The sequence below is a fragment of the Streptomyces sp. NPDC041108 genome, from assembly GCF_055592645.1.
This window is the reverse complement of the sequence record NZ_JBVIYK010000015.1, coordinates 122,075-143,257: the sequence shown is the minus strand read 5'-3', so window position 1 is coordinate 143,257 and position 21,183 is coordinate 122,075. Positions and strand designations below refer to the sequence as shown.

16 protein-coding genes, 1 tRNA gene and 1 pseudogene are annotated in these 21,183 nt (G+C 70.7%); 7 read left to right on the top strand and 11 right to left on the bottom strand.

The window, feature by feature from the left end; translation table 11 throughout:
- The first annotated feature begins 84 nt into the window (after nt 1-84).
- The 4 genes from ACZ6BB_RS33060 to ACZ6BB_RS33045 all read left to right on the top strand — a co-directional run bounded on the left by ACZ6BB_RS33060 (nt 85) and on the right by ACZ6BB_RS33045 (nt 6,189).
- Nucleotides 85-900: a trans-aconitate 2-methyltransferase gene (locus tag ACZ6BB_RS33060; protein ID WP_471618790.1), complete on the top strand. Its 816-nt coding sequence runs from the start codon at nt 85-87 to the stop codon at nt 898-900.
- Nucleotides 901-1,026: 126 nt separating this feature from the next.
- The gene (locus ACZ6BB_RS33055) at nt 1,027-2,397 is read left to right on the top strand and encodes an MFS transporter (protein WP_471618789.1); all 1,371 of its coding nucleotides are present in this window, start codon (nt 1,027-1,029) and stop codon (nt 2,395-2,397) included.
- Between the two features lie 375 nt (nt 2,398-2,772).
- Nucleotides 2,773-3,636, top strand: coding sequence for a PaaX family transcriptional regulator (locus tag ACZ6BB_RS33050; protein WP_471618788.1), 864 nt, complete (start codon nt 2,773-2,775; stop codon nt 3,634-3,636).
- A 465-nt stretch (nt 3,637-4,101) separates the two neighbouring features.
- Complete coding sequence (locus ACZ6BB_RS33045; RefSeq protein ID WP_471618787.1) at nt 4,102-6,189, top strand: glycosyltransferase family 4 protein; 2,088 nt, start codon at nt 4,102-4,104, stop codon at nt 6,187-6,189.
- A gap of 148 nt (nt 6,190-6,337) precedes the next feature.
- On the opposite strand, the gene ACZ6BB_RS33040 is transcribed toward ACZ6BB_RS33045, so the two are convergent.
- Nucleotides 6,338-7,015 carry a TetR/AcrR family transcriptional regulator gene (locus ACZ6BB_RS33040; protein WP_471618786.1) on the bottom strand — a complete coding sequence of 226 codons (678 nt, stop codon included), beginning with the start codon at nt 7,013-7,015 and terminating at the stop codon, nt 6,338-6,340.
- Nucleotides 7,012-8,046: an acyl-CoA desaturase gene (locus ACZ6BB_RS33035; protein WP_471618785.1), complete on the bottom strand. Its 1,035-nt coding sequence runs from the start codon at nt 8,044-8,046 to the stop codon at nt 7,012-7,014. Before ACZ6BB_RS33035 ends, ACZ6BB_RS33040 begins: the two co-directional genes overlap by 4 nt.
- A gap of 380 nt (nt 8,047-8,426) precedes the next feature.
- Between ACZ6BB_RS33035 and ppc the strand changes: the two genes are divergently transcribed.
- Nucleotides 8,427-11,159, top strand: coding sequence for a phosphoenolpyruvate carboxylase (ppc, locus tag ACZ6BB_RS33030; RefSeq protein ID WP_471618784.1), 2,733 nt, complete (start codon nt 8,427-8,429; stop codon nt 11,157-11,159).
- A gap of 158 nt (nt 11,160-11,317) precedes the next feature.
- Here ppc and ACZ6BB_RS33025 read toward each other — a convergent pair whose 3' ends face one another.
- The 7 genes and pseudogenes from ACZ6BB_RS33025 to ACZ6BB_RS32995 all read right to left on the bottom strand — a co-directional run bounded on the left by ACZ6BB_RS33025 (nt 11,318) and on the right by ACZ6BB_RS32995 (nt 17,007).
- On the bottom strand, nt 11,318-11,839 hold the full coding sequence (locus tag ACZ6BB_RS33025) for a hypothetical protein (RefSeq protein WP_471618783.1): 522 nt from the start codon (nt 11,837-11,839) through the stop codon (nt 11,318-11,320).
- A gap of 90 nt (nt 11,840-11,929) precedes the next feature.
- The gene (gene pth, locus ACZ6BB_RS33020) at nt 11,930-12,532 is read right to left on the bottom strand and encodes an aminoacyl-tRNA hydrolase (protein ID WP_319366307.1); all 603 of its coding nucleotides are present in this window, start codon (nt 12,530-12,532) and stop codon (nt 11,930-11,932) included.
- Nucleotides 12,533-12,618: 86 nt separating this feature from the next.
- Nucleotides 12,619-13,212 (bottom strand): 50S ribosomal protein L25/general stress protein Ctc, encoded by a 594-nt coding sequence (locus ACZ6BB_RS33015; protein ID WP_471618782.1) that lies wholly within the window; start codon nt 13,210-13,212, stop codon nt 12,619-12,621.
- Nucleotides 13,213-13,394: 182 nt separating this feature from the next.
- A complete protein-coding gene (locus tag ACZ6BB_RS33010) occupies nt 13,395-14,369 on the bottom strand; it encodes a ribose-phosphate diphosphokinase (protein WP_059079911.1) in 975 nt (324 codons plus the stop codon).
- Nucleotides 14,370-14,479: 110 nt separating this feature from the next.
- Nucleotides 14,480-15,928, bottom strand: coding sequence for a bifunctional UDP-N-acetylglucosamine diphosphorylase/glucosamine-1-phosphate N-acetyltransferase GlmU (gene glmU, locus ACZ6BB_RS33005; protein ID WP_471618781.1), 1,449 nt, complete (start codon nt 15,926-15,928; stop codon nt 14,480-14,482).
- A 121-nt stretch (nt 15,929-16,049) separates the two neighbouring features.
- Nucleotides 16,050-16,124, bottom strand: a tRNA-Gln gene (locus ACZ6BB_RS33000).
- A 23-nt stretch (nt 16,125-16,147) separates the two neighbouring features.
- Nucleotides 16,148-17,007: pseudogene (locus ACZ6BB_RS32995) on the bottom strand (hypothetical protein).
- 166 nt (nt 17,008-17,173) lie between these two features.
- Here ACZ6BB_RS32995 and ACZ6BB_RS32990 point away from each other — a divergent pair.
- Entirely contained in the window at nt 17,174-18,517 is a 1,344-nt protein-coding gene (locus tag ACZ6BB_RS32990) for a sensor histidine kinase (RefSeq protein WP_471618780.1), read from the top strand.
- A gap of 154 nt (nt 18,518-18,671) precedes the next feature.
- On the opposite strand, the gene ACZ6BB_RS32985 is transcribed toward ACZ6BB_RS32990, so the two are convergent.
- Entirely contained in the window at nt 18,672-19,166 is a 495-nt protein-coding gene (locus ACZ6BB_RS32985; protein WP_471618779.1) for an SUKH-3 domain-containing protein, read from the bottom strand.
- Between the two features lie 182 nt (nt 19,167-19,348).
- Nucleotides 19,349-19,849, bottom strand: a complete 501-nt coding sequence (locus tag ACZ6BB_RS32980) for a YwqJ-related putative deaminase (RefSeq protein WP_471618778.1) — start codon at nt 19,847-19,849, stop codon at nt 19,349-19,351.
- A 322-nt stretch (nt 19,850-20,171) separates the two neighbouring features.
- Between ACZ6BB_RS32980 and ACZ6BB_RS32975 the strand changes: the two genes are divergently transcribed.
- The gene (locus ACZ6BB_RS32975) at nt 20,172-21,182 is read left to right on the top strand and encodes an SMI1/KNR4 family protein (protein WP_471618777.1); all 1,011 of its coding nucleotides are present in this window, start codon (nt 20,172-20,174) and stop codon (nt 21,180-21,182) included.
- Nucleotide 21,183 lies beyond the last annotated feature (1 nt).

Below are 21,183 nucleotides of genomic sequence, written 5' to 3'. Positions count from 1 at the left end.
CCCGTCCGGAGCCGGGCCCGACACCCCGCACCCATGTCGCCCGGCGTCCGTGAGGCACGACACGGATCCACGAGGAGGTACCCCATGCCCGCGACCAGCCCCACCTGGGACCCCCAGCAGTACCTGCGGCACGCCGGCCACCGCGCCCGCGCCTTCGTCGACCTGCTCGCCCACGTCCCCGACCCGCCCGCCGCGCACCCTCGCATCGCCGACCTCGGCTGCGGCCCCGGCAACGTCACCCGCCTCCTCGCCGACCGCTGGCCCACCGCGCACATCACCGGGTACGACAACTCGCCCGAGATGCTCGACCGGGCCCACGTCGACCACGAAGGGCCCACCCCGGGCGGCGGCCGCATCGACTTCGCTCCGGCCGACGTCCGTACCTGGGCGCCCGAGGCGCCGTACGACCTGATCGTCGGCAACGCCACGTTCCAGTGGGTGCCCGGGCATCTCGACCGCTTCCCCGCCTGGGTCGACGCCCTCGCCCCCGGCGGCACCCTCGCCTTCCAGGTCCCCGGCAACTTCGACTCGCCCAGCCACCGCCTCATGCGCGAACTCGCCCGGTCCGCCCGCTGGAAGGAGCGGCTCGGCGACACGCTCCGGCACGACGACGCGGTCCACACCCCGGCCGGCTACCTCTCCGCCCTCGCCGACCTGGGCTGCGAGGCCGACGCGTGGGAGACGACGTACGTCCACCTCCTCCAGGGCGAGGACCCGGTGCTCGACTGGGTGAGGGGTACGGGCCTGCGGCCGGTCCTCACCGAACTGGGCGCGGACGCCGAGCCGTTCGTCGCCGAGTACCGGGCGGCCCTCCGTGCGGCCTACCCGCCCACCGCCCACGGCACCCCGTTCCCGTTCCGCCGCATCTTCGCCGTCGCCCGCAAGCCGGAGGCGATCTGAGGTTCGGGGGTGGCGGGACCGGCGCGATGTCGATGTCGATGTTGTGCAGAATATTGACGGCAGGTAGGCGCACGCCTACCTTCGCGGTGTTCCCTCCCTCATCCCCCTCGCTCCAGGGAGAACCGCATGCCCCCGTCCCCCCTCCCCGCCTCCGCCGAACAGCCCGGGCAGCCCGAACAGGCCCTACGCGCGCGGCAGTTGCGCCGCGTCGCGCTGTCCGGGCTGCTCGGTACGGCCGTCGAGTTCTACGACTTCCTCGTCTACGGCACCGTCGCCGCGCTCGTCTTCGGCGAACTGTTCTTCCCGGGCGCCGACCCGGCCGTCGGCACGATCGCCGCGTTCGGCACGTTCGCCGCCGGATACGTCGCCCGCCCGCTCGGCGGCATCGTCTTCGGGCACTTCGGCGACCGGCTCGGCCGCAAGTCCATGCTGCTGCTGACCATGGGCCTGATGGGCGGCGCCAGCTTCCTCATCGGCCTGCTGCCCACCTACGACACCATCGGCGTCTGGGCCCCCGTCCTTCTGATCACCCTGCGTGTCCTGCAGGGCATCGCCATCGGCGGCGAATGGGGCGGGGCCACCCTGATGGTCGTCGAGCACGCCGGCGAGAAGCGGCGCGGACTGTGGTCCAGCTTCACGCAGATGGGAGCACCCCTCGGCTCCCTGCTCTCCTCGCTCGTCGTGACCTTCGTCGTGGCCATGCCCCGGGACGAGTTCACCGCGTGGGGCTGGCGTGTGCCGTTCCTGCTCAGCGTCGTCCTGCTCGGCGTCGGCCTCTTCGTCCGGCTGAAGGTCGTCGAGAGCCCGCTCTTCGCCCAGGTGAAGAAGGACCGGACCGAGGCGCGGCTGCCGATCGTGGACGTGCTGCGCCGGCCGCGGGCGCTGGTGCTGGCCGCGTGTGTCGGCATCGGCGCGTTCACGGCGCAGTCGCTGCTGACCAGCTACCTGATCGCGTACGCCACCGGGATCGGCTACCCCCGGCCGCAGGTCCTCACCGCGCTCACCGTCTCGGCGTCCGTCGCCCTGGTCGTGCTGCCGTGCGCGTCGGCGCTCTCCGACCGTGTCGGCCGCCGCCCGGTCGTCCTCGCCGGAGCCGTCGCCTCCGTCGCGCTCGCCTTCCCCGTGCTCGCGCTGGTGGACTCCAAGTCGCCGGGCCTGCTGATCCTCGCGGTCGTCCTCGGCCACGGATTCGCCCAGTCCGTGATGTACGGGCCGCTGGGGGCGCTGCTCACCGAGATGTTCGGCACGAAGGTGCGCTACACCGGGGCGTCCCTCGGGTACCAGCTCGCCACGCTGATCGGTGCCGGGTTCTCGCCGATGATCGCGGGCAGCCTGGTGGCGGCCAACGGCGGGTCCAGCACGCCGATCTCGCTGCTGATCTGCGGAGGTGCGGCGATCACCGCCGCGACCGTGTGGTTCGTCCGCGAGACCCACCGGGACTCGCTGGGCGAGGTGTCCCTGCGGGAGGGCGCGGTGAAGGAGGGGGTGGCTTCGTAGGGAGTGGCTGCGTAGGGGGTGCCTTCGCAGGGGTGCCTTCGTAAGGGGTACGGCGGGCCGGGCTCGGCCCGCGGGGGTCCCGCTGCGGCGGTGGGTGTGCTCGGCCGCCGCGGTCCCGCTGTGGTGGCCGACTGCGGCGGACGGCGGTGGCGTGCGTGTCCGGGTGCGGGTCCGTGCGGGTCCGTGCGGGTCCGGTGGGGCTTCTCGCGCCGTTCCCCGCGCCCCTTTCGGGGCGCGGTCGCCGGACGGCGGCCGGATCGCGTGCCGCCGGTCATGGCGCCCGGGCCGCCCGTCGGCGGCCGCGGCCCCCGCCCCCGGACGGAGCAGCCCCCGGCTCCCTGACCAGGCCCGCGCAGCCCCCGTACCCTTACCGCTGTGGAGGACGCGATCCTGGAAGTCGATGTCGTCGGTGCGCAGTTGCGGCCGCAGTCGTTGGTGCTCTCCTTTTTCGGTAATCACGTGCTCGACCTGGGAGAAGGCGACCTCGGGGTGTACTCGGGGAGCATCATCGACGTGCTGGGGCGGGTCGGCACGGGGGAGCAGGCCGTTCGGTCCACACTGACGCGGATGGTGAACCGGGGGTTGCTGCGGCGGCAGCGGGAGGGCCGCAGGATGTTCTTCGGGCTCACCCCGCACGCGGGGGACATCCTGCGCGACGGCGGACAGCGCATCTGGCGCGACGGCGCGGTGAACGAGGACTGGGACGGCACCTGGACCCTCCTCGGCTTCTCCCTCCCCGAGTCCTGGCAGCGCCAGCGGCACGATCTGCGCTCCCGGCTCACCTGGTCCGGATTCGGTGCCCTCTACAGTGGCCTGTGGATCGCGCCGGGCCGGGTGGACGTGCGGGAGATCGTCTCCGAGCTGGGTCTGGACGCGCACGTGAAGGTGTTCCACGCGCAGGCCGACGCGTTCACCGACGTCGGCCTGATGATCCGCGAGAGCTGGGACCTGGAGGGCCTGGCCGCGCGCTACGTCGCCTTCGACAAGCGGTGGACCACCGCCGATCTCGCCGCCGCCGACCCGATCGCCACCCGGCTGCGGCTCGTCGCCGAATGGCTGCGCGTCATCCGTACCGACCCGCGCCTGCCCGTGCGGCATCTGCCCGCCGAATGGCCCGCGCGACAGGCCCAGGACACGTTCCGGCGTATCGCCGCGCACACGGCGGAACCGGCCGCACGGATGGCGGCGGACGTGCTGGAAACGACTCCGCTGCGGCCCGCCCCGATCGAAAGTCCGTAGCAAGGACGTCGATCGAGAATTCCGCAGCGGATATCTCCGGTGCGAGCGTGGCCGAGATTATTCTGGGGTTCTCCTTTCTGGTGAATATATTCTCGGTTCATTTTTCTGCTCCTCTCCCGCCCGTCCGACCGGTTCGGCAGGGGAGTCTGCTGTGACCAGGTGGGTCCGGGGCCATGCGGATCTGGGCCATGCGGATCTGTCGAGCCACCCGGCGCGTTTGACGGGATTCGGGACGCGCGCCGCATAGGCTTTTCGCCGTCCGGCGGGGATTTCATCGCGCGACGCGCTTCCGGGTCGTCCGGTTGATTTCCGCTGCGCCCATTCGTTCGCTCATTCACTCATTCGTTCTTCGTCTCATCATTCATTCGTCGATCGCCGACCATGTGACAGCCGTGCCCGCGCGCATTCCCTGACCTGACTGGCGCGATGCCGCCCGCGCCCGGGCGGTTTCCAGGGGAACCACATATGAAGATCGCTTTTCTGATCAACAACGCCTTCGGTATCGGTGGCACCATCCGCTCGACGGCCAACCTCTCGGCCGCGTTCGCCGACCGGCACGACGTCGAGGTCGTCAGCGTCCACCGCTCCCGCGCCGAACCGGCACTCACGTTCGATCCACGCGTCCGTCTGACCTCGCTGATCGACCTGCGGGAAGGAACCGCCGGCTACGAGGGCGACCATCCGCTCACCGAGCGGCCCGGCACGATGTTCCCGTACAGCGGGGCCACCGGGAACCTGCCCTACACCGGGCTCCAGGACGAACGCATCGGCGGCTTCCTCGCCCGCACCGAGGCCGACGTGGTCATCGCCACCCGCCCGGACCTCAACGGCTACCTCGCCCGCGACGGCCGCCGCCGCTACCTCCGCGTCGGCCAGGAGCACCTGAGCCTCGACCAGTACCGCGAACCGCTGCGCACCGACCAGACGAAGGCCATCACCGGCCTGGACGCCTACGTCACCGTCTCCGAGGCCGACGCCGCCCAGTACCGCGCCGCCCTGCCCCACGTCGGCACCACCATCGTGTGCGTGCCCAACGGCGTCCGGGCCTGCGCCGTAGAACGCTCCACCCTCGACTCCCAGGTCATCGTCGCCGCCGGCCGGCTCATCCCCATCAAGCGGTACGACCGGCTGGTGAACGCCTTCGCCAAGGTGGCCGCCGAACACCCCGGCTGGACCCTGCGCATCTACGGGCGCGGCCCGCAGAAGGAGAACCTGCGCGAGCAGATCGACCGGCTCGGACTGCACGACCGGGTCTTCCTCATGGGAGCGGTCTCACCGATCGAGACCGAGTGGGCCAAGGGCGCCGTCGCCGCCGTCTCCTCCGACATGGAGTCCTTCGGCATGACCATCGTCGAGGCCATGCACTGCGGGGTCCCCGTCGTCGCCACCGACTGCCCGCACGGCCCCGGCGAGATCATCACCGACGGCCGGGACGGCATCCTCGTCCCGCTCGACGGGGACGTCGACGCCTACGCCGACGCCCTGAAACGCGTCGTCACCGACGAGGCACTGCGGGAACGGCTCGGCAAGGAGGCGCTCACCAAGGCCGAGACGTACGCGCCGGCCGCCGTCGCCCGCCGTTACGAGAACCTCTTCGAGGAACTGGCCGGCTCCCGGCGCCGCGGCTGGGACGGCGCCGCCCGGCTGGGCCGGCTCGCCGCCAGGGCCGTCCGGACCGTCCGTTCGCGCCGCGCGCGGACCACCACGCCCGCCACCGGAACCGGGGAGAGCGCTCCCACGCCCGCCGCGCACGCCCGCGCCACCGGCGACGGCGGTTTCGTCGTCCGCCTCGACCCCGCGCAGCTGCCGTCCGGGCCGCTCGACCTGGTCGCCCGGCTCCGCCGCGATCCCGGCGAACGGCAGGTCAGCGTGCCGGTCCTGCCGAGCGCCGACGCGCCGGACACCGTGGTGCAGGCGGCCCTCCGCCCCACGGAGCACACCCTCGCCGAGGGCCGCTGGGACTGCTACGTCGCGTCGCGCGGCACGAACAAGCGGCTGCGGCTGACCGCACGGCTGGTCGAACAGGCCGCGCTCGTCGGGCGCCCACCGAGCGTCGGCCGGGGCGGCGTGGGGGCGTGGATCCCCTACCCGACCGCCGACGGGTTCCTCGCGCTGCGGACATGGCTGCGGCCGGCCCATGCGGAGATCGACACCGTCGAGGTGGGCGAGGAGTCGGTGACGGTCACCGCGACGCTGTACGGGGCCGCGGACGCCGTGCGGGAGGGGGCCGAGGTCCGGGCAGTCTCCCGGACCGACACCGCGTACGACTTCACCGTCGCCGCCCGTGCCGTGGGGGAGCGGGTGGTGCGGTTCACCGTTCCGTACGGCGAGATCATGGCCCGGCGCGCGGTCGAGCACGATCTGTGGGACCTGCGGGTGGCGGGTGTGCCGGTGGGGCGGATCGGCGGGGACGTGGTGGAGCGGCGCAAGACCGATCTGGTGCCGGGGCGGGTGTTCGCGCACGCGGGGCGGGGGCGGACCCGGGTGCGGCCGTACTTCACGGTGCGCAACGAGCTGGCGCTCAGTGCGAGGGATGTGGGTGCGGACGGCTGAGGTGCCCCTTCGTCTGCGGGGGCCCGGGGGGTGCTGATGGGTGTGGGTACGTGGTCGGGTGCGGGTGCGTGGGAGCTGGTCGCGCAGTTCCCCGCGCCCCTGAAAGCATCAGGCCCCACTCACCCGCACCCGAGAACGCACCCCCCGCTCAGCTCTTCCGGTGTCCGATCAGCCGCGGCTTCTGGTTGAGGCCGTCCAGGCCGTGCCACGCCAGATTCACCAGATGCGCGGCCACCTCCGCCTTCTTCGGGCGCCGGACGTCCAGCCACCACTGCCCCGTCAGGGCGACCATGCCCACCAGCGCCTGCGCGTACAGCGGCGCGAGCTTCGGGTCGAAGCCGCGGCTCTTGAACTCGCGGCCGAGGATGTCCTCCACCTGCGTGGCGATGTCGGAGATCAGGGACGCGAAGGACCCCGTGGACTGGGGGATGGGGGAGTCACGGACCAGGATGCGGAAGCCGTCCGTGTACTCCTCGATGAAGTCCAGGAGCGCGAAGGCGGCCTGCTCCAGCAGCTCGCGGGGGTGACCGGCCGTCAGGGAGCTGGTCACCATGTCCAGCAGACGGCTCATCTCACGGTCCACCACCACCGCGTACAGGCCCTCCTTGCCGCCGAAGTGCTCGTACACCACCGGCTTGGACACCCCGGCCTTCGCCGCGATCTCCTCCACCGACGTCGCCTCGAAGCCCTTCGCGGCGAACAGGGCCCGGCCGACCTCCAGCAACTGTGCCCGGCGCTCGGCGCCCGTCATCCGGGTGCGGCGCGCACGCCGCGGCTTGTCGTTGCTCGGGGTGCTGCTGGAGTCGGTCGCCACGGCGTCAATCATGCCGCCTCGGCGGCCGCCTTCCGGTGCTCGGAGCCGTCCTCACCCGTCTTACGCCTGGAATCGATACGCGAGCGTGACGGCCAGCGGACGTCGTACGCCCAGCCGAACACCTCGAACCAGCGGATCAGCCGCGCGGAGGAGTCCAGCTGCCCGCGCTCCACGCCGTGCCGGGCGGAGGTGGGATCGGCGTGGTGCAGGTTGTGCCAGGACTCGCCGCAGGAGAGGACGGCCAGCCACCACACGTTGCCCGAGCGGTCGCGGGACTTGAAGGGGCGCTTGCCGACCGCGTGGCAGATCGAGTTGATCGACCAGGTCACGTGGTGCAGCAGCCCCACCCGGACGAGCGAGCCCCAGAAGAATGCCGTGAACGCGCCCCACCAGGACATCGTCACCAGACCGCCGATCAGCGGCGGCAGGGCGAGGGAGAGCATCGTCCAGTAGATGAACTGACGGGAGATGGCGCGGAGCGCGGGGTCTTTGATCAGGTCGGGGGCGTACTTCTCCTGCGGCGTCTGCTCCTCGTCGAACATCCAGCCGATGTGCGCCCACCACAGGCCCTTCAGCAGCGCGGGGAGCGTCTCGCCGAAGCGCCACGGCGAGTGCGGGTCGCCGTCGGCGTCGGAGAACTTGTGGTGCTTGCGGTGGTCGGCCACCCAGCGGACCAGCGGGCCCTCGACGGCCATCGACCCGGCGATCGCCAGCGCGATCTTCAGCGGGCGTCTGGCCTTGAACGAGCCGTGCGTGAAGTGCCGGTGGAAGCCGATCGTGATGCCGTGGCAGCCCAGGTAGTAGAAGAACACCAGCAGACCGAGGTCCAGCCAGCTCACACCCCCGAAGTTCCAGGCCAGCGGCACCGCCGCGAGCAGCGCGAGGAACGGGACGATGATGAAGAGGAGCAGCGTGATCTGCTCGATCGAACGCTTCTGTTCGCCGCCCAGCGTGGCCGACGGCGCGGGCGAGCCGGCCGCCGGGGAACCTGGCGAACCGTGTGCGTTCGGGGCGTCGTCGATCACATCGGACCTTGTGCTCATGGGCGTCCCCTGGGGGGTCGAGGGTGGAGAGAGGGGGGAAGTGCCTGCGGCGACAGTGTGCGAGGGCCACCTGACGGCTTTCCCTACGGTTCCGTAACCTACGGCATCGTAAGTATGGCAGCGCGGTACCGGGCGGCAAGAGTCCACCTCTCTGCGCGTCCAGGTGTGGCGGACGGGCTCGATGGACAGGTGGCACTCAGTGCCGCAAAAGTGGCACCCGTCTCCGGAGGCGCCCGCGCGGACGCCTATCCTGGACTCGGTCGGACAGCGCGGTCCGCTCCGCATCCCGCCCGGACGCCGGGGCCCGCGAGGGTCGCCGCCACCGGGTCCCGCCCGGGTTCCCCTCCGGACGAGCTTCAACACTGCAAGGAGCCGCACCTGTGAGCAGTGCCGACGACCAGACCACCACGGTCAGCAGCGAACTGCGCGCCGACATCCGGCGCCTGGGCGATCTGCTGGGCGAGACCCTCGTACGCCAGGAGGGCCCCGACCTCCTGGACCTGGTCGAGCGCGTCCGCCGCCTGACCCGCGAGGACGGCGAAGCCGCCGCCGACCTGCTGCGCGGCACCGAGCTGGAGACCGCCGCCAAGCTCGTCCGCGCCTTCTCCACCTACTTCCACCTGGCCAACGTCACCGAACAGGTACACCGCGGCCGCGAGCTGAGGGCACGCCGTGCCGCCGAGGGCGGCCTGCTCGCCCGTACCGCCGATCGCCTGAAGGACGCCGACCCCGAACACGTGCGCGAAACGGTCGGAAACCTCAACGTCCGCCCCGTCTTCACCGCCCACCCCACCGAAGCGGCGCGCCGGTCGGTCCTCAACAAGCTCCGGCGCATCGCCGCGCTGCTGGAGACCCCCGTCATCGACTCCGACCGCCGCCGCCACGACACCCGACTGGCCGAGAACATCGACCTCGTCTGGCAGACGGACGAACTGCGCGTCGTACGCCCCGAGCCCGCCGACGAGGCCCGCAACGCCATCTACTACCTGGACGAACTGCACGCCGGCGCCGTCGGCGACGTCCTGGAGGACCTGACGGCCGAGCTGGAGCGCGTAGGCGTCACGATCCCCGACGCCACCCGCCCCCTCACCTTCGGCACCTGGATCGGCGGCGACCGCGACGGAAACCCCAACGTCACCCCCCAGGTGACCTGGGACGTCCTCATCCTCCAGCACGAACACGGCATCAACGACGCCCTCGAACTCATCGACGAACTGCGCGGCTTCCTCTCCAACTCCATCCGCTACACCGGCGCCACCGAGGAACTGCTGACCTCCCTCCAGGCCGACCTCGAAGCCCTCCCCGAGATCAGCCCCCGCTACAAGCGCCTCAACGCCGAGGAGCCCTACCGCCTCAAGGCCACCTGCATCCGGCAGAAGCTGGAGAACACCAAGCAGCGCCTCGCCAAGGGCATCCCGCACGAGGACGGCCGCGACTACCTCGGCACCGCCGAACTCCTGCGCGACCTCACCCTCATCCAGACCTCGCTGCGCGAACACCGCGGCGGCCTCTTCGCCGACGGCCGGATGAACCGCACCATCCGCACCCTCTCCGCCTTCGGCCTCCAGCTCGCCACCATGGACGTCCGCGAGCACGCCGACGCCCACCACCACGCCCTCGGCCAGCTCTTCGACCGGCTCGGCGAGGAGTCCTGGCGCTACGAGGACATGCCCCGCGAGTACCGCCACAAGCTCCTCGCCCGCGAACTGCGCTCCCGCCGCCCGCTCGCCCCCACCCCCGCACCGCTGGACGCCGCCGGCGCCAAGACCCTCGGCGTCTTCGAGACCGTCAAGAAGGCGCTCGCCGTCTTCGGCCCCGAGGTCATCGAGTCCTACATCATCTCGATGTGCCAGGGCGCCGACGACGTCTTCGCCGCCACCGTCCTCGCCCGCGAGGCCGGCCTCATCGACCTGCACGCCGGCTGGGCCAGGATCGGCATCGTCCCGCTCCTGGAGACCACCGACGAGCTCAAGGCCGCCGACACGATCCTCGAAGAGATGCTCGCCGACCCCTCCTACCGACGGCTCGTCGCCCTGCGCGGCGACGTCCAGGAGGTCATGCTCGGCTACTCCGACTCGTCGAAGTTCGGCGGCATCACCACCTCGCAGTGGGAGATCCACCGGGCACAGCGCCGCCTGCGCGACGTCGCACACCGGTACGGCGTACGCCTGCGTCTCTTCCACGGCCGGGGCGGCACCGTCGGCCGCGGCGGCGGCCCCTCGCACGACGCGATCCTCGCGCAGCCCTGGGGCACCCTGGAGGGCGAGATCAAGGTGACCGAGCAGGGCGAGGTCATCTCCGACAAGTACCTCGTGCCGTCCCTGGCCAGGGAGAACCTCGAACTCACGGTCGCGGCCACGCTGCAGGCGTCCGCGCTGCACACCGCCCCCCGCCAGTCCGAGGACGCCCTCGCCCGCTGGGACGCCGCGATGGACCTCGTCTCCGACGCCGCCCACGCCGCCTACCGCAAGCTCGTCGAGGACCCCGACCTGCCGACGTACTTCCTCGCCTCCACGCCGGTCGACCAGCTCGCCGACCTGCACCTCGGCTCGCGGCCCTCCCGCCGCCCCGGCTCGGGCGTCTCCCTCGACGGACTGCGCGCCATCCCCTGGGTCTTCGGCTGGACCCAGTCACGGCAGATCGTGCCCGGCTGGTTCGGCGTCGGCTCCGGCCTGAAGGCACTGCGCGAAGCCGGCCTGGACACCGTGCTCGACGAGATGCACGAGCAGTGGCACTTCTTCCGCAACTTCCTCTCCAACGTCGAGATGACGCTGGCCAAGACGGACCTGCGGATCGCCCAGCACTACGTCGACACCCTCGTTCCCGACCACCTCAAGCACGTCTTCGCCACCATCCGGGCCGAACACGAGCTGACCGTCCAAGAGGTGCTGCGCGTCACCGGCGAGGAGAAGCTCCTCGACGCCAACCCCGTCCTGCAGCAGACCTTCTCCATCCGCGACGCCTATCTCGACCCGATCTCGTACCTCCAGGTCGCCCTGCTGAAGCGCCAGCGGGACGCGGTGGCCGCGGGGGACGAGGCCGATCCGTTGCTGGCCCGGGCCTTGCTGCTCACCGTGAACGGTGTGGCCGCGGGGCTGCGCAACACGGGCTGACCTCGGAGGGTCCGTTCGCGGCGGGCGGCCCGGTGAGGGCTGCTCGCGCAGTTCACCTGCGCCCCTGCTTCTCAGGGGCGCAGGGCCCGGTCTTTCAGGGGCACGGGGGACTGCGCGAGAAGCCCCCACCTGCCGGCAGCCGCACATCCGCCGCAGAGTCAGAGCGCCACCCACGCCGCCGTGATGAGCGCGAACCCCAGCCCGCCCAGCACCCACGCCGACCGCACCATCCGCAGCCCACCCGCCACGACCACCGCCGCCAGCAACAACGCCCCACCCAGCGGCACCCACGCGTGCAGCAGACCCGCCGGACCCGTCCGTACGACGTCACTGCTGCCCGGCTTCACGACGACGGTGTACGTCTCACCCGTCTCCACCGCCACCGACCGCTCGATGTCGACCCTGTCCCGGGCCCGCGACCCCACCGACACCGGCTCGTACGGACCCCAGCAGGTCTCACCGGAGCACCGGGACACCGTCATCGTGCCCTGCTCGCGCCCCTTGCTCAGCATCACGTGCTGGGCACAGCCCCAGGAACCCCACACCCCGGCGATCAGCAGCACCACCGCGATCACGCCCATCGCCGCCAGCCGCCCGTACCGCAGCGCGACCGACGTACCGCCGCCGCCCCGACGCCGACGGCGCCGCGAACGGTGAGAGGGTGCTTTGGTGGCGGGCATGGCGGGGATCATTGGCCATGCCCCTGTGGTCGGTCAACTCCCGCAGGTCGACGCCCACGAGCGCACGAATCGGGACTTGTCCGGATCGGCTCAGGAGTTGTACGTCCCCTGCGCCCGCTCCAGCCCCTCGATCACCAGACACTCCACCGCGTCCGCCGCCCGGTCCACGAAATAGTCCAACTCCTTGCGCTCCGCGGCGGAAAAGTCCTTCAGCACGAAGTCCGCGACCTGCATCCGTCCCGGCGGACGACCGATCCCGAACCGCACCCGGTGGTAGTCCGACCCCATCGCCTTCGTCATCGACTTCAGCCCGTTGTGACCGTTGTCACCACCACCGAACTTCAACCGCAGCACGCCGTAGTCGATGTCCAACTCGTCATGAATCGCGACGATGTTCGCCACCGGCACCTTGTAGAAGTCCCGCAGAGCGGTCACCGGCCCACCCGAGAGATTCATGAACGACATCGGCTTCGCCAGGATCACCCGGCGGTTCGCCGGCCCCGGCGGACCGATCCGGCCCTCCACGACCTGGGCCTGCGCCTTCCCGGCCCGCTTGAACCTCCCCCCGATCCGCTCAGCCAGCAGATCGGCCACCATGAACCCCACGTTGTGCCGGTTCGCCGCGTACTCGGGCCCAGGATTGCCGAGCCCGGCGATGAGCCAGGGAGCACTCGGATCGGTCGTCACGTGCATGTCTCCTTGATACGCGGGCGGATACGCGCCAGCCGCCACCCCCCGGAGGGAAGCAGCGGCTGACGAACCTAAGACAGAGCGGGGGCTCAGGCCTCCGCGGCCTCGTCACCCTCGGCGGACTCCTCCGACGGCTCCTCCGCCTGCGCGGCCAGGACCTGGAGGACGACGGCGTCGCCGTCGACAGCCAGGGTGGTGCCCTTCGGCAGCGTGATGTCCTTCGCGAGGACGGACGCGCCGGCCTCCAGGCCCTCGACGGAGACCGTGACCGACTCGGGGATGTGCGTGGCCTCGGCCTCGACCGGCAGCGCGTTCAGGACGTGCTCCAGCAGGTTGCCACCCGCCGCCAGCTCACCCTCGGTGTGCACCGGGATCTCGACGTTGACCTTCTCGCCCTTCTTCACGAGCAGCAGGTCGACGTGCTCCAGGAAACCCTTGATCGGGTCACGCTGCACGGACTTCGGGATCGCCAGCTCGCTGGCCTTGCCGTCGATGTCCAGCGAGATCAGGACGTTCGGCGTACGCAGCGCGAGCAGCAGGTCGTGACCCGGAAGGGTCAGGTGCAGCGGGTCGGTACCGTGACCGTAGAGAACACCGGGAACCTTGGCGTCACGACGGATGCGGCGGGCAGCGCCCTTGCCGAACTCGGTACGGGTCGACGCGGCGAGCTTGACCTCGGACATGATCACTCCTCGTAGAACGGGGGAAAGGTGGTCACCCGGCCAAACATCGGCCTGCTACGAAGAGCGCGTCGATAACGGACCGCCGTACACACGGGTACGGCCTCCCTCGCCGAGCAACTGCAGCAGTCTACTCGGTAAGGAAGGCCGCACCCAAAACGATCTCCGGCGAACGCCCGCGAGCCCTACTGCTCGTCGAAGAGGCTCGTCACCGAACCGTCCTCGAACACCTCACGCACCGCACTCGCGATCGTCGGCGCGATCGACAGCACCGTGATCTTGTCCAGCTCCAACTCGCTCGGCGTCGGCAGCGAGTTGGTGAACACGAACTCGCTCACCTTCGAGTTCTTCAGCCGATCCGCGGCCGGACCCGACAGCACACCGTGCGTCGCCGTCACGATGACGTCCTCCGCACCGTGCGCGAACAACGCGTCCGCGGCCGCGCAGATCGTGCCACCGGTGTCGATCATGTCGTCCACCAGGACACACACCCGGCCCTTGACCTCACCCACGACCTCATGGACGGTCACCTGGTTCGCCACGTCCTTGTCACGCCGCTTGTGCACGATCGCCAGCGGCGCGCCCAGCCGGTCGCACCAACGGTCCGCCACCCGCACACGGCCCGCGTCCGGGGACACCACCGTCAGCTTGTCCCGGTCCACCTTCGCGCCCACATAGTCCGCCAGCAGCGGCAGCGCGAACAGATGATCGACAGGCCCGTCGAAGAAGCCCTGGATCTGGTCCGTGTGCAGGTCGACCGCGAGAATCCGGTCCGCACCCGCCGTCTTCATCAGATCCGCGATCAGACGCGCCGAGATCGGTTCACGTCCACGGTGCTTCTTGTCCTGGCGCGCGTAACCGTAGAACGGCACGATCACGGTGATCGAACGAGCCGACGCACGCTTCAGCGCATCGATCATGATCAACTGCTCCATGACCCACTTGTTGATCGGAGCAGTGTGGCTCTGGATCAGGAAGCAGTCGGCACCACGCGCCGACTCCTGGTAACGGACGTAGATCTCGCCGTTCGCGAAGTCGAAGGCCTTCGTCGGGACAACCCCGACACCCAGCTGCTGGGCGATCTCCTCGGCAAGCTCGGGGTGGGCGCGGCCGGAGAAGAACATCATCTTCTTCTCGCCGGTCGTCTTGATCCCGGTCACAGCACTGTCTCCTCAGAGGTTCTCAGCCAGGCACGCGGAAGCCGCTCGCTCAGCTGGGGTGCGGGTGTGCACCTATCACGGTACGACGTCCTTGGCGCACCTGTTTCCGGTCAGCTTGCGCTTTCGTCTTCCCGGGCAGCGGCCTCGGCGGCCTTCGCCGCCGCGCTCCCCGGACGCTTACGAGCCACCCAACCCTCGATATTCCGCTGCTGGCCACGGGCCACGGCCAGCGAACCGGGGGGCACATCCTTCGTGATCACGGACCCGGCGGCGGTGTACGCACCGTCCCCGACCGTGACAGGCGCCACAAACATGTTGTCCGAACCCGTCTTGCAGTGAGACCCGACGGTCGTGTGGTGCTTGCTCTCCCCGTCGTAGTTCACGAACACACTCGCCGCACCGATGTTCGAGTACTCGCCGATCGTGGCATCACCCACGTACGACAGATGCGGGATCTTCGTGCCCTCGCCGACGGTCGCGTTCTTCGTCTCCACATACGTACCGAGCTTCGACTTCGGTCCCAGACGCGTACCGGGACGCATGTACGCGAACGGCCCCACGCTCGCCTGCGGCCCGACCTCCGCACCGTCCGCCACCGTGTTGTCCACCCGCGCGCCGGCCCCCACCCGCGTGTCCTTCAACCGCGTGTTCGGCCCGACCTCCGCGCCCTCGGCCAGGTGCGTGGCGCCCAGCAGCTGGGTGCCCGGATGGATCAGCGCGTCCTGCTCGAACGTGACGGTCACGTCGACCCAGGTCGTGGCCGGGTCGATCACCGTCACCCCGGCGAGCATGGCCTCGGTGAGCAGCCGGTCGTTCAGGATCCGCCGCGCCTCGGAGAGCTGAACACGGTTGTTGATCCCCGCGATCTCACGATGGTCCCCCGCGACCGAGGCCCCCACCCGGTGCCCGGCCTCGCGCAGGATCCCCAGCACGTCCGTGAGGTACTCCTCACCCTGGCTGTTGTCGGTCCTGACCTTCCCGAGGGCGTCCGCGAGGAGCTGCCCGTCGAACGCGAAGACCCCGGAGTTGATCTCACGGATCGCCCGCTGCGACTCGGTGGCGTCCTTGTGCTCCACGATGGCCGTCACCGCGCCGGAGGCGCCGTCACGCACGATCCGGCCGTAACCGGTGGCGTCCGGGACCTCGGCCGTCAGTACGGTCACCGCGTTCCCGTCCGCCGAGTGGGTGGCGGCCAGGGCCCGCAGGGTCGCCCCGGTCAGCAGCGGGGTGTCGCCGCAGACGACGACCACGGTCCCGTCCACGACCCCGCCCAGCTCCTCCAGCCCCATCCGCACGGCGTGCCCCGTGCCGTTCTGCTCCGCCTGCACCGCCGTCCGTACGCCGGGGTCGGCCTCGGCGAGATGCGCGGTGACCTTCTCGCGGGCGTGCCCCACGACGACGACCAGGTGCTCCGGCTCCAGCTCACGCGCGGCGGCGAGGACGTGACCGACCAGCGAACGGCCGCAGATGCTGTGCAGAACCTTGGGTGTGGCCGACTTCATACGGGTGCCCTCACCCGCTGCGAGGACGACGACGGCTGCCGGGCGGGTTGCGCTCACGGGGATGCCCTTCGGCTGTGGATGAGGAGGGGGTTGTCATCCGCAGGATACCGGGGCGTTGTGAGGGGGAAATGTGAGCGGGTCCTGACCGTGGTGCTGGGGTCAGGACCCGAACTGAGCTTGGCTCCCCCGCCAGGACTCGAACCCGGACATATGGCACCAAAAGCCACAGTGCTGCCAATTACACCACAGGGGATTATTCTCAATCAAACCGGACATTTAGTCGGGCTGTCGAGTGGCGCCTTCTACTATGCCGTACCAGGCACCTTCCATGCGACGGTAAAGATCGGCGCTCTGTCGGACGTAGATGGTGAGGCAGCCATGATAGGTCTCGCCCGTGTTCTTTCGGGCCGTGCGTGGGTTGTGCCTCTTGAGTGTGGCCCTGCTCAATGCGGACACGTCGACGCCGACGATGTCGGCCCAGTATCTCTCCGCGGCCTCCACGTCTGCGGACTCGTGGATGCTGACTCGCAGGGTCAAGCGGTCTGATGCCACGTCAAGGAGCGCCAGCCGGCGCAGGAAGACTCTGATCATGTTCGGATCGCTGTTGATGAATTGCAGGACCTCGGTGCGGCGGTGGGGCTTGTCCTTGGAGCCCTCGGCCCAGTAGAGGCCGACACCACAAGGAACAGCTCACGGTCCGAGAGTCCGCCGACAGCTGCTGCCGCAGCCTGCTTGACGGCCTGGCGCTCGCTGTCCTGTTCCGCTCGCAGCCGTGTGAGCCCGGCGTTCATCCGTGCCCGCTGCTCCTCGGGTGTGCGGCGAGGCTCTGGTGTCGGCAAGTCGCGCACCCAGAGTGACACCGAGCTCTTCGAGCAACCCAGCTCGGCCTGGATCTGGTTGTACGTCCAGCCCTGTCGCCGGAGCTCTCGCGCCTTCTCCCGGAGGTCGTCCTTGGCGTTGGGGCGCTTCGTCCATTCTGGAGGTGGTTCGCCTTCGACGGGCCGCTGAAGTGTTTCGCTGTTACGGACGCCGAGTTCGTCTCTGATCTGCCGCGGGCTGCGACCTGCCCGTCGCAGGGCGACAGCCCGTTCCCGCAAGCCCTCGAAGTCGGCGTACTTGCCATGTGGATGTGCCATGGGCATAACGTCGGACGGAATGATCCGTTCCGGGGTCGAACGGCGGGCGATTCAGCAGTTCGAGGGATACCGGGCGGTTTCGCTTCTGTTCGAATGTGTGGCGTGGTGTAGGCCAGTACGGGAAACTCGCCGGAAAAGCGGGGGCGCTCGAACGTAGGCTTGGGTCATGACCACGACGGGGGAAGACCACACCGCGGCCGGGACGGGGGACGGGGCCGGGCCGTGGTGGTGGGAGCGGCGTCGGGGGGTGTTCCTCGACGGTGGGCTGGCGTTGGTGTCGGCGGTCGAGTGCGCGGTGGAGGGTGTGACGTTCGCGCGGAACGCCGGGCTGCCGGAGGCCGTGGGGGTGGCGTTCGGGGCGCTCGCCGGTTCCGTGCTGCTGGTGCGGCGGATGTGGCCCGTCGCGGTCGTGCTGGTGTTCATCGCGGTCGCGCCCGCTCAGATGGGGTATCTGATGGGGCTCGTGGGGCTGTACACGCTGGCGGCGTCGGAGGCGCCGCGGCGGATCATCGGGGCGTTGTCGGGGATGGCGTTCGCCGGTGTGTTCATCGTGTGGTTCGTGCAGGCGACCCAGAGTGATCTGCAGGGGGACGGTGCGGTCGGGGGCGGGGAGGCGTTCGCGCCGTTCCTGGCGTCGACGATGGCGATCGGGCTGACGGCGCCGCCCGTGCTGCTGGGGTTGTACGTCGGGGCGCGGCGGCGGCTGATGGAGAGTCTGCGGGAGCGGGCGGATTCGCTGGAGCGGGAGTTGCAGCTGCTCGCGGAGCGGGCGGAGGAGCGGGCCGAGTGGGCCCGGGGTGAGGAGCGGACCCGGATCGCGCGGGAGATGCACGACGTGGTGGCGCACCGGGTGTCGTTGATGGTGGTGCACGCGGCCGCGCTGCAGGCCGTGGCGCGGAAGGATCCGGAGAAGGCCGTGCGGAACGCGGCGCTCGTGGGGGACATGGGGCGGCAGGCGTTGACCGAGTTGCGGGAGATGCTCGGGGTGCTGCGGTCGGGTGAGGGGTTCTCGTCGATGGCGCGGGTGGAGCCGGCGCCGTTGCCCGTGCCGTTGGCGGCGGTGGGTGCCGCGGCGGCGGCCGCGGCCTCGCGGGCGGAGGACGAGGCCGGTGAGGGGCCGTGTCTGGCCGAGCTGGAGGCGTTGGTGGGGCAGTCGGCGGCGGCGGGGATGGTGGTCGAGCTGTCGGTGGAGGGGGAGGTGCGGGTGTACGCGGCGGAGGTGGAGCAGACGGCGTACCGGGTGGTGCAGGAGGCGCTGACGAACGTGCACAAGCATGCGGCGGGGGCGAAGACGCATGTGCGGCTGGCGCATCGGGCGGCGGAGATAGCGATGCAGGTGGAGAACGGGGCGCCGCCGGTCCCGGGTGCGGCGGGTGCGGCGCGGTTGCCGAGCGGGGGGAACGGGTTGCTCGGGATGAAGGAGCGGGTGGCGGAGCTGGGGGGCGTTTTCGTGTCCGGGCCGACGGATGCCGGGGGGTTCCGGGTGTCCGCGGTGATTCCGGCGTCGTAGGGGCTTGTGGGGGGTGGTCCGGGGTGGCGCGTTCTCCGGTGCGCGCCGGGGTGTCGCCGTGTCCTCCGGGCCTTGCATTGTTGCCCTGGCTGGCTGGCTGGCTGGCTGGCTGGAGGCGGGGCCGCGGGTCTCGTTCGGTGTCGTCGGTCCGTGTTCAGTGCGCCGTCAGGCGGGTCGGGTCGGTGCCTGTCAGGAGGGTGGTGAGGGCCGAGTCGATGGTGGGGCCGAGGTACCAGTCGCCGGTGTGGTCGAGGGCGTAGGTGCGGCCCTCGGCGTCGATGGCGATGAGGGAGCGGGTGGCGGTCTCGTGGCCGAGGGGGCAGACCTCGGTGTCGAGGGCGCGGCCGAGGTCCCCGAGGGTGCGGGCCATGTGGAGGCCGTGCAGCGGGTCGAGGTGGAGGTCGGCGGGGGCGAGCCGGCGGCCGGGGCCCTGGGCGGTGAGGTGGAGGCCGCCGAACTCGGCCCATGCCTCGACGGCGGCGGGGAAGACCGCGTGGCGGTGGCCGGCCGGGGAGGTGTGCTCGCGCAGGGTGTCGGCCCAGATCTCGGCCTGCTTTATGTCCCAGCGGCCCGGCTGCCACCCGGCGGTGCGCAGGGCGGCGTCGACGGGGACGGAGAAGCGGGTGGTGGAGGTGCGGTCGGTGTGCATCTGCCCTTTGTTCGTCGGGGGTTCGTCGGTGGTTCGCGCTCGGGTCGGGAGGGGGCCCGTGGTTCTGGCGTATCAGGTGGCTCGCGGTCCCGGAGCGGTTTCGTGTGTTCTGACGCGATCTCCGGGGGGTGAGGTTCCTGGCCGGGAGGGTGTCCGGTGGGGCCCGGTGGGGTGGATCCGGCTCAGTTCTCCTGTGCCGGGTCCACGACGCGGACGCCGAAGTGGGCGCTGAGCGCCGCGCAGGAGCGGCAGGGGGTGGCGAAGGCGCCGTGGAGGGGGTCGCCGTCCTCGCGGATGTGGCGGGTGGTGAGTTTGGCCTGCTTGAGGGCTTTGCGGGCCTCGCCGTTGGACATGGGTCTGCGGGCGGCGCGCCTGCTGCGGGTCGCGTCGGCGGCGGTGATGTGGCGGGAGATGAGGATGGCCTCGGCGCAGCGGCCGGTGAAGCGGTCGCGTTGCGCGGTGGCGAGGGAGTCGAGGAACTCCTGGACCAGGGGGTGCAGGGGCGGGGCGTGGTCGCCGCGGGCGGCCGTGCCGGTGAGGGTCTCGCCGCGTACGGAGAGGGCCGCGGCCACGGTCGGCAGGATGCCGTCGCGGCGGTGGAGGAGGGCGGGGGCGTGCGGTTGTTCCGCGGTGCTCCAGCCGATGCGGGGGTCGCCCGAAGGTCCCGCCTGCGTCGCGCTCATGAACGTGATCCCCTCCTGTGCCTACCCCGCCAGGGGACACAGAGTGCCAAACGGCGTGGCCCGTGCGGAAGCTGGGGCAGTTCGACACGCCCGGGCTTCGGCGTTCCGTGAGGGTGGCGTGACGGCTGGTCACGGAAGCGGAGGCCCGGTGACCGGTGTCGTCGTACCGCATAGGCTGTCGACCACCGCGATCCATTCGGTCTTGCGATCGAGGGCGGGCGGAACGGGCCGTATCAGGGCCTTTTCTGCTGTCGGAGAGTGGTACGACAGAGCACGTCGCAGCCAGAGCAGGTCACACAGAACGCCGCAGGGGGCTACCGCCATGACGACAGGTCGGCTCGGGCAGCAAGCCGCGCCGCCGAACGCGGCCTACGCCGGGCAGGTCGTGCAGTTCCCGGACCCCGTCCGGGCCGCACGTCATCCGAGGGGTGTCCGTGTTGACGCGCACGGCTATCCGGACTTCTCGCCCTACGCGCGTGCCGCGGCGGAGATCGCCGATCCTCCGGAAGGATTCGGGGTGGACGAGCTGCGGTTGACGGACTACGTGTCCGCGAACGCGGCGCTGGCGGCGACCGGGCACGAGCTGTGGGACACGATCCCGCCGGTGGCGACGCCGCACGGCTGGACGTGGCATCACGCGCCGGGCGGTCGGCGGCTGGAGCTGGTGCCGGTCGAGGTGAAGGCGCTGCTGCGGCACCACGGTGGTATCGCGACGGCGCGCGTGGACCAGCACAAGCGGGGCACGCGGCCGTTGCAGGAGACCCGGCCGGCGCACTTCGGGCTGCCGAAGTCGTCGGCGGTGGCGGTGACCGAGGCGCAGGTGCAGGGGGTCGAGGAGGATCTCGGGTACCGGCTGCCGGGTGCGTACCGGTCGTTCCTGAAGGCGGCGGGTGGCTGTGCCCCGGTCGGGGCGGCGCTGGACGCGGAGCTGGGTCTGCTGGTCGACCAGCCGTTCTTCACGGTGCGGGACGAGGCCGCGGTCAACGATCTGGTGTATGTCAACAAGTGTCTGCGGGACCATCTCACCAAGGACTATCTGGCCGTCGCGTTCGCGCAGGGCGGGATTCTCGCGGTGAAGGTGAAGGGCGACCGGATCGGGTCGGTCTGGTTCTGTGCGTACGACGACGCCCGTGACGTCGATCCGTCGTGGCCGCCGGCCGAGCGGGTGGAGCGGCTGCTGCTCCCCGCGGGTGCGGACTTCGACGCGTTCCTGTCCCGGCTGGCGGGCAATCCGCCGGAGTTGGAGACGGTGGCGAACCTGATGGTGGACGGTGGCTTCGCGCAGGCGGTGCCGGTCGTCGCGGGCGCTGCCGCGTCCTCGGTGGGGGAGTGAG

Excerpts from the sequence above, each read along its gene's own strand:
- ACZ6BB_RS33035 (WP_471618785.1), bottom strand. The coding sequence starts at position 8,046 with ATGAGCACAAGGTCCGATGTGATCGACGACGCCCCGAACGCACACGGT.
- ACZ6BB_RS32985 (WP_471618779.1), bottom strand. The coding sequence starts at position 19,166 with ATGCACACCGACCGCACCTCCACCACCCGCTTCTCCGTCCCCGTCGAC.
- ACZ6BB_RS33025 (WP_471618783.1), bottom strand. The coding sequence starts at position 11,839 with ATGCCCGCCACCAAAGCACCCTCTCACCGTTCGCGGCGCCGTCGGCGT.
- ACZ6BB_RS33015 (WP_471618782.1), bottom strand. The coding sequence starts at position 13,212 with ATGTCCGAGGTCAAGCTCGCCGCGTCGACCCGTACCGAGTTCGGCAAG.
- ACZ6BB_RS32990 (WP_471618780.1), top strand. The coding sequence starts at position 17,174 with ATGACCACGACGGGGGAAGACCACACCGCGGCCGGGACGGGGGACGGG.
- ACZ6BB_RS33060 (WP_471618790.1), top strand. The coding sequence starts at position 85 with ATGCCCGCGACCAGCCCCACCTGGGACCCCCAGCAGTACCTGCGGCAC.
- ACZ6BB_RS32980 (WP_471618778.1), bottom strand. The coding sequence starts at position 19,849 with ATGAGCGCGACGCAGGCGGGACCTTCGGGCGACCCCCGCATCGGCTGG.
- ACZ6BB_RS33055 (WP_471618789.1), top strand. The coding sequence starts at position 1,027 with ATGCCCCCGTCCCCCCTCCCCGCCTCCGCCGAACAGCCCGGGCAGCCC.
- ACZ6BB_RS32975 (WP_471618777.1), top strand. The coding sequence starts at position 20,172 with ATGACGACAGGTCGGCTCGGGCAGCAAGCCGCGCCGCCGAACGCGGCC.
- pth (WP_319366307.1), bottom strand. The coding sequence starts at position 12,532 with ATGCACGTGACGACCGATCCGAGTGCTCCCTGGCTCATCGCCGGGCTC.
- ACZ6BB_RS33045 (WP_471618787.1), top strand. The coding sequence starts at position 4,102 with ATGAAGATCGCTTTTCTGATCAACAACGCCTTCGGTATCGGTGGCACC.
- ACZ6BB_RS33040 (WP_471618786.1), bottom strand. The coding sequence starts at position 7,015 with ATGATTGACGCCGTGGCGACCGACTCCAGCAGCACCCCGAGCAACGAC.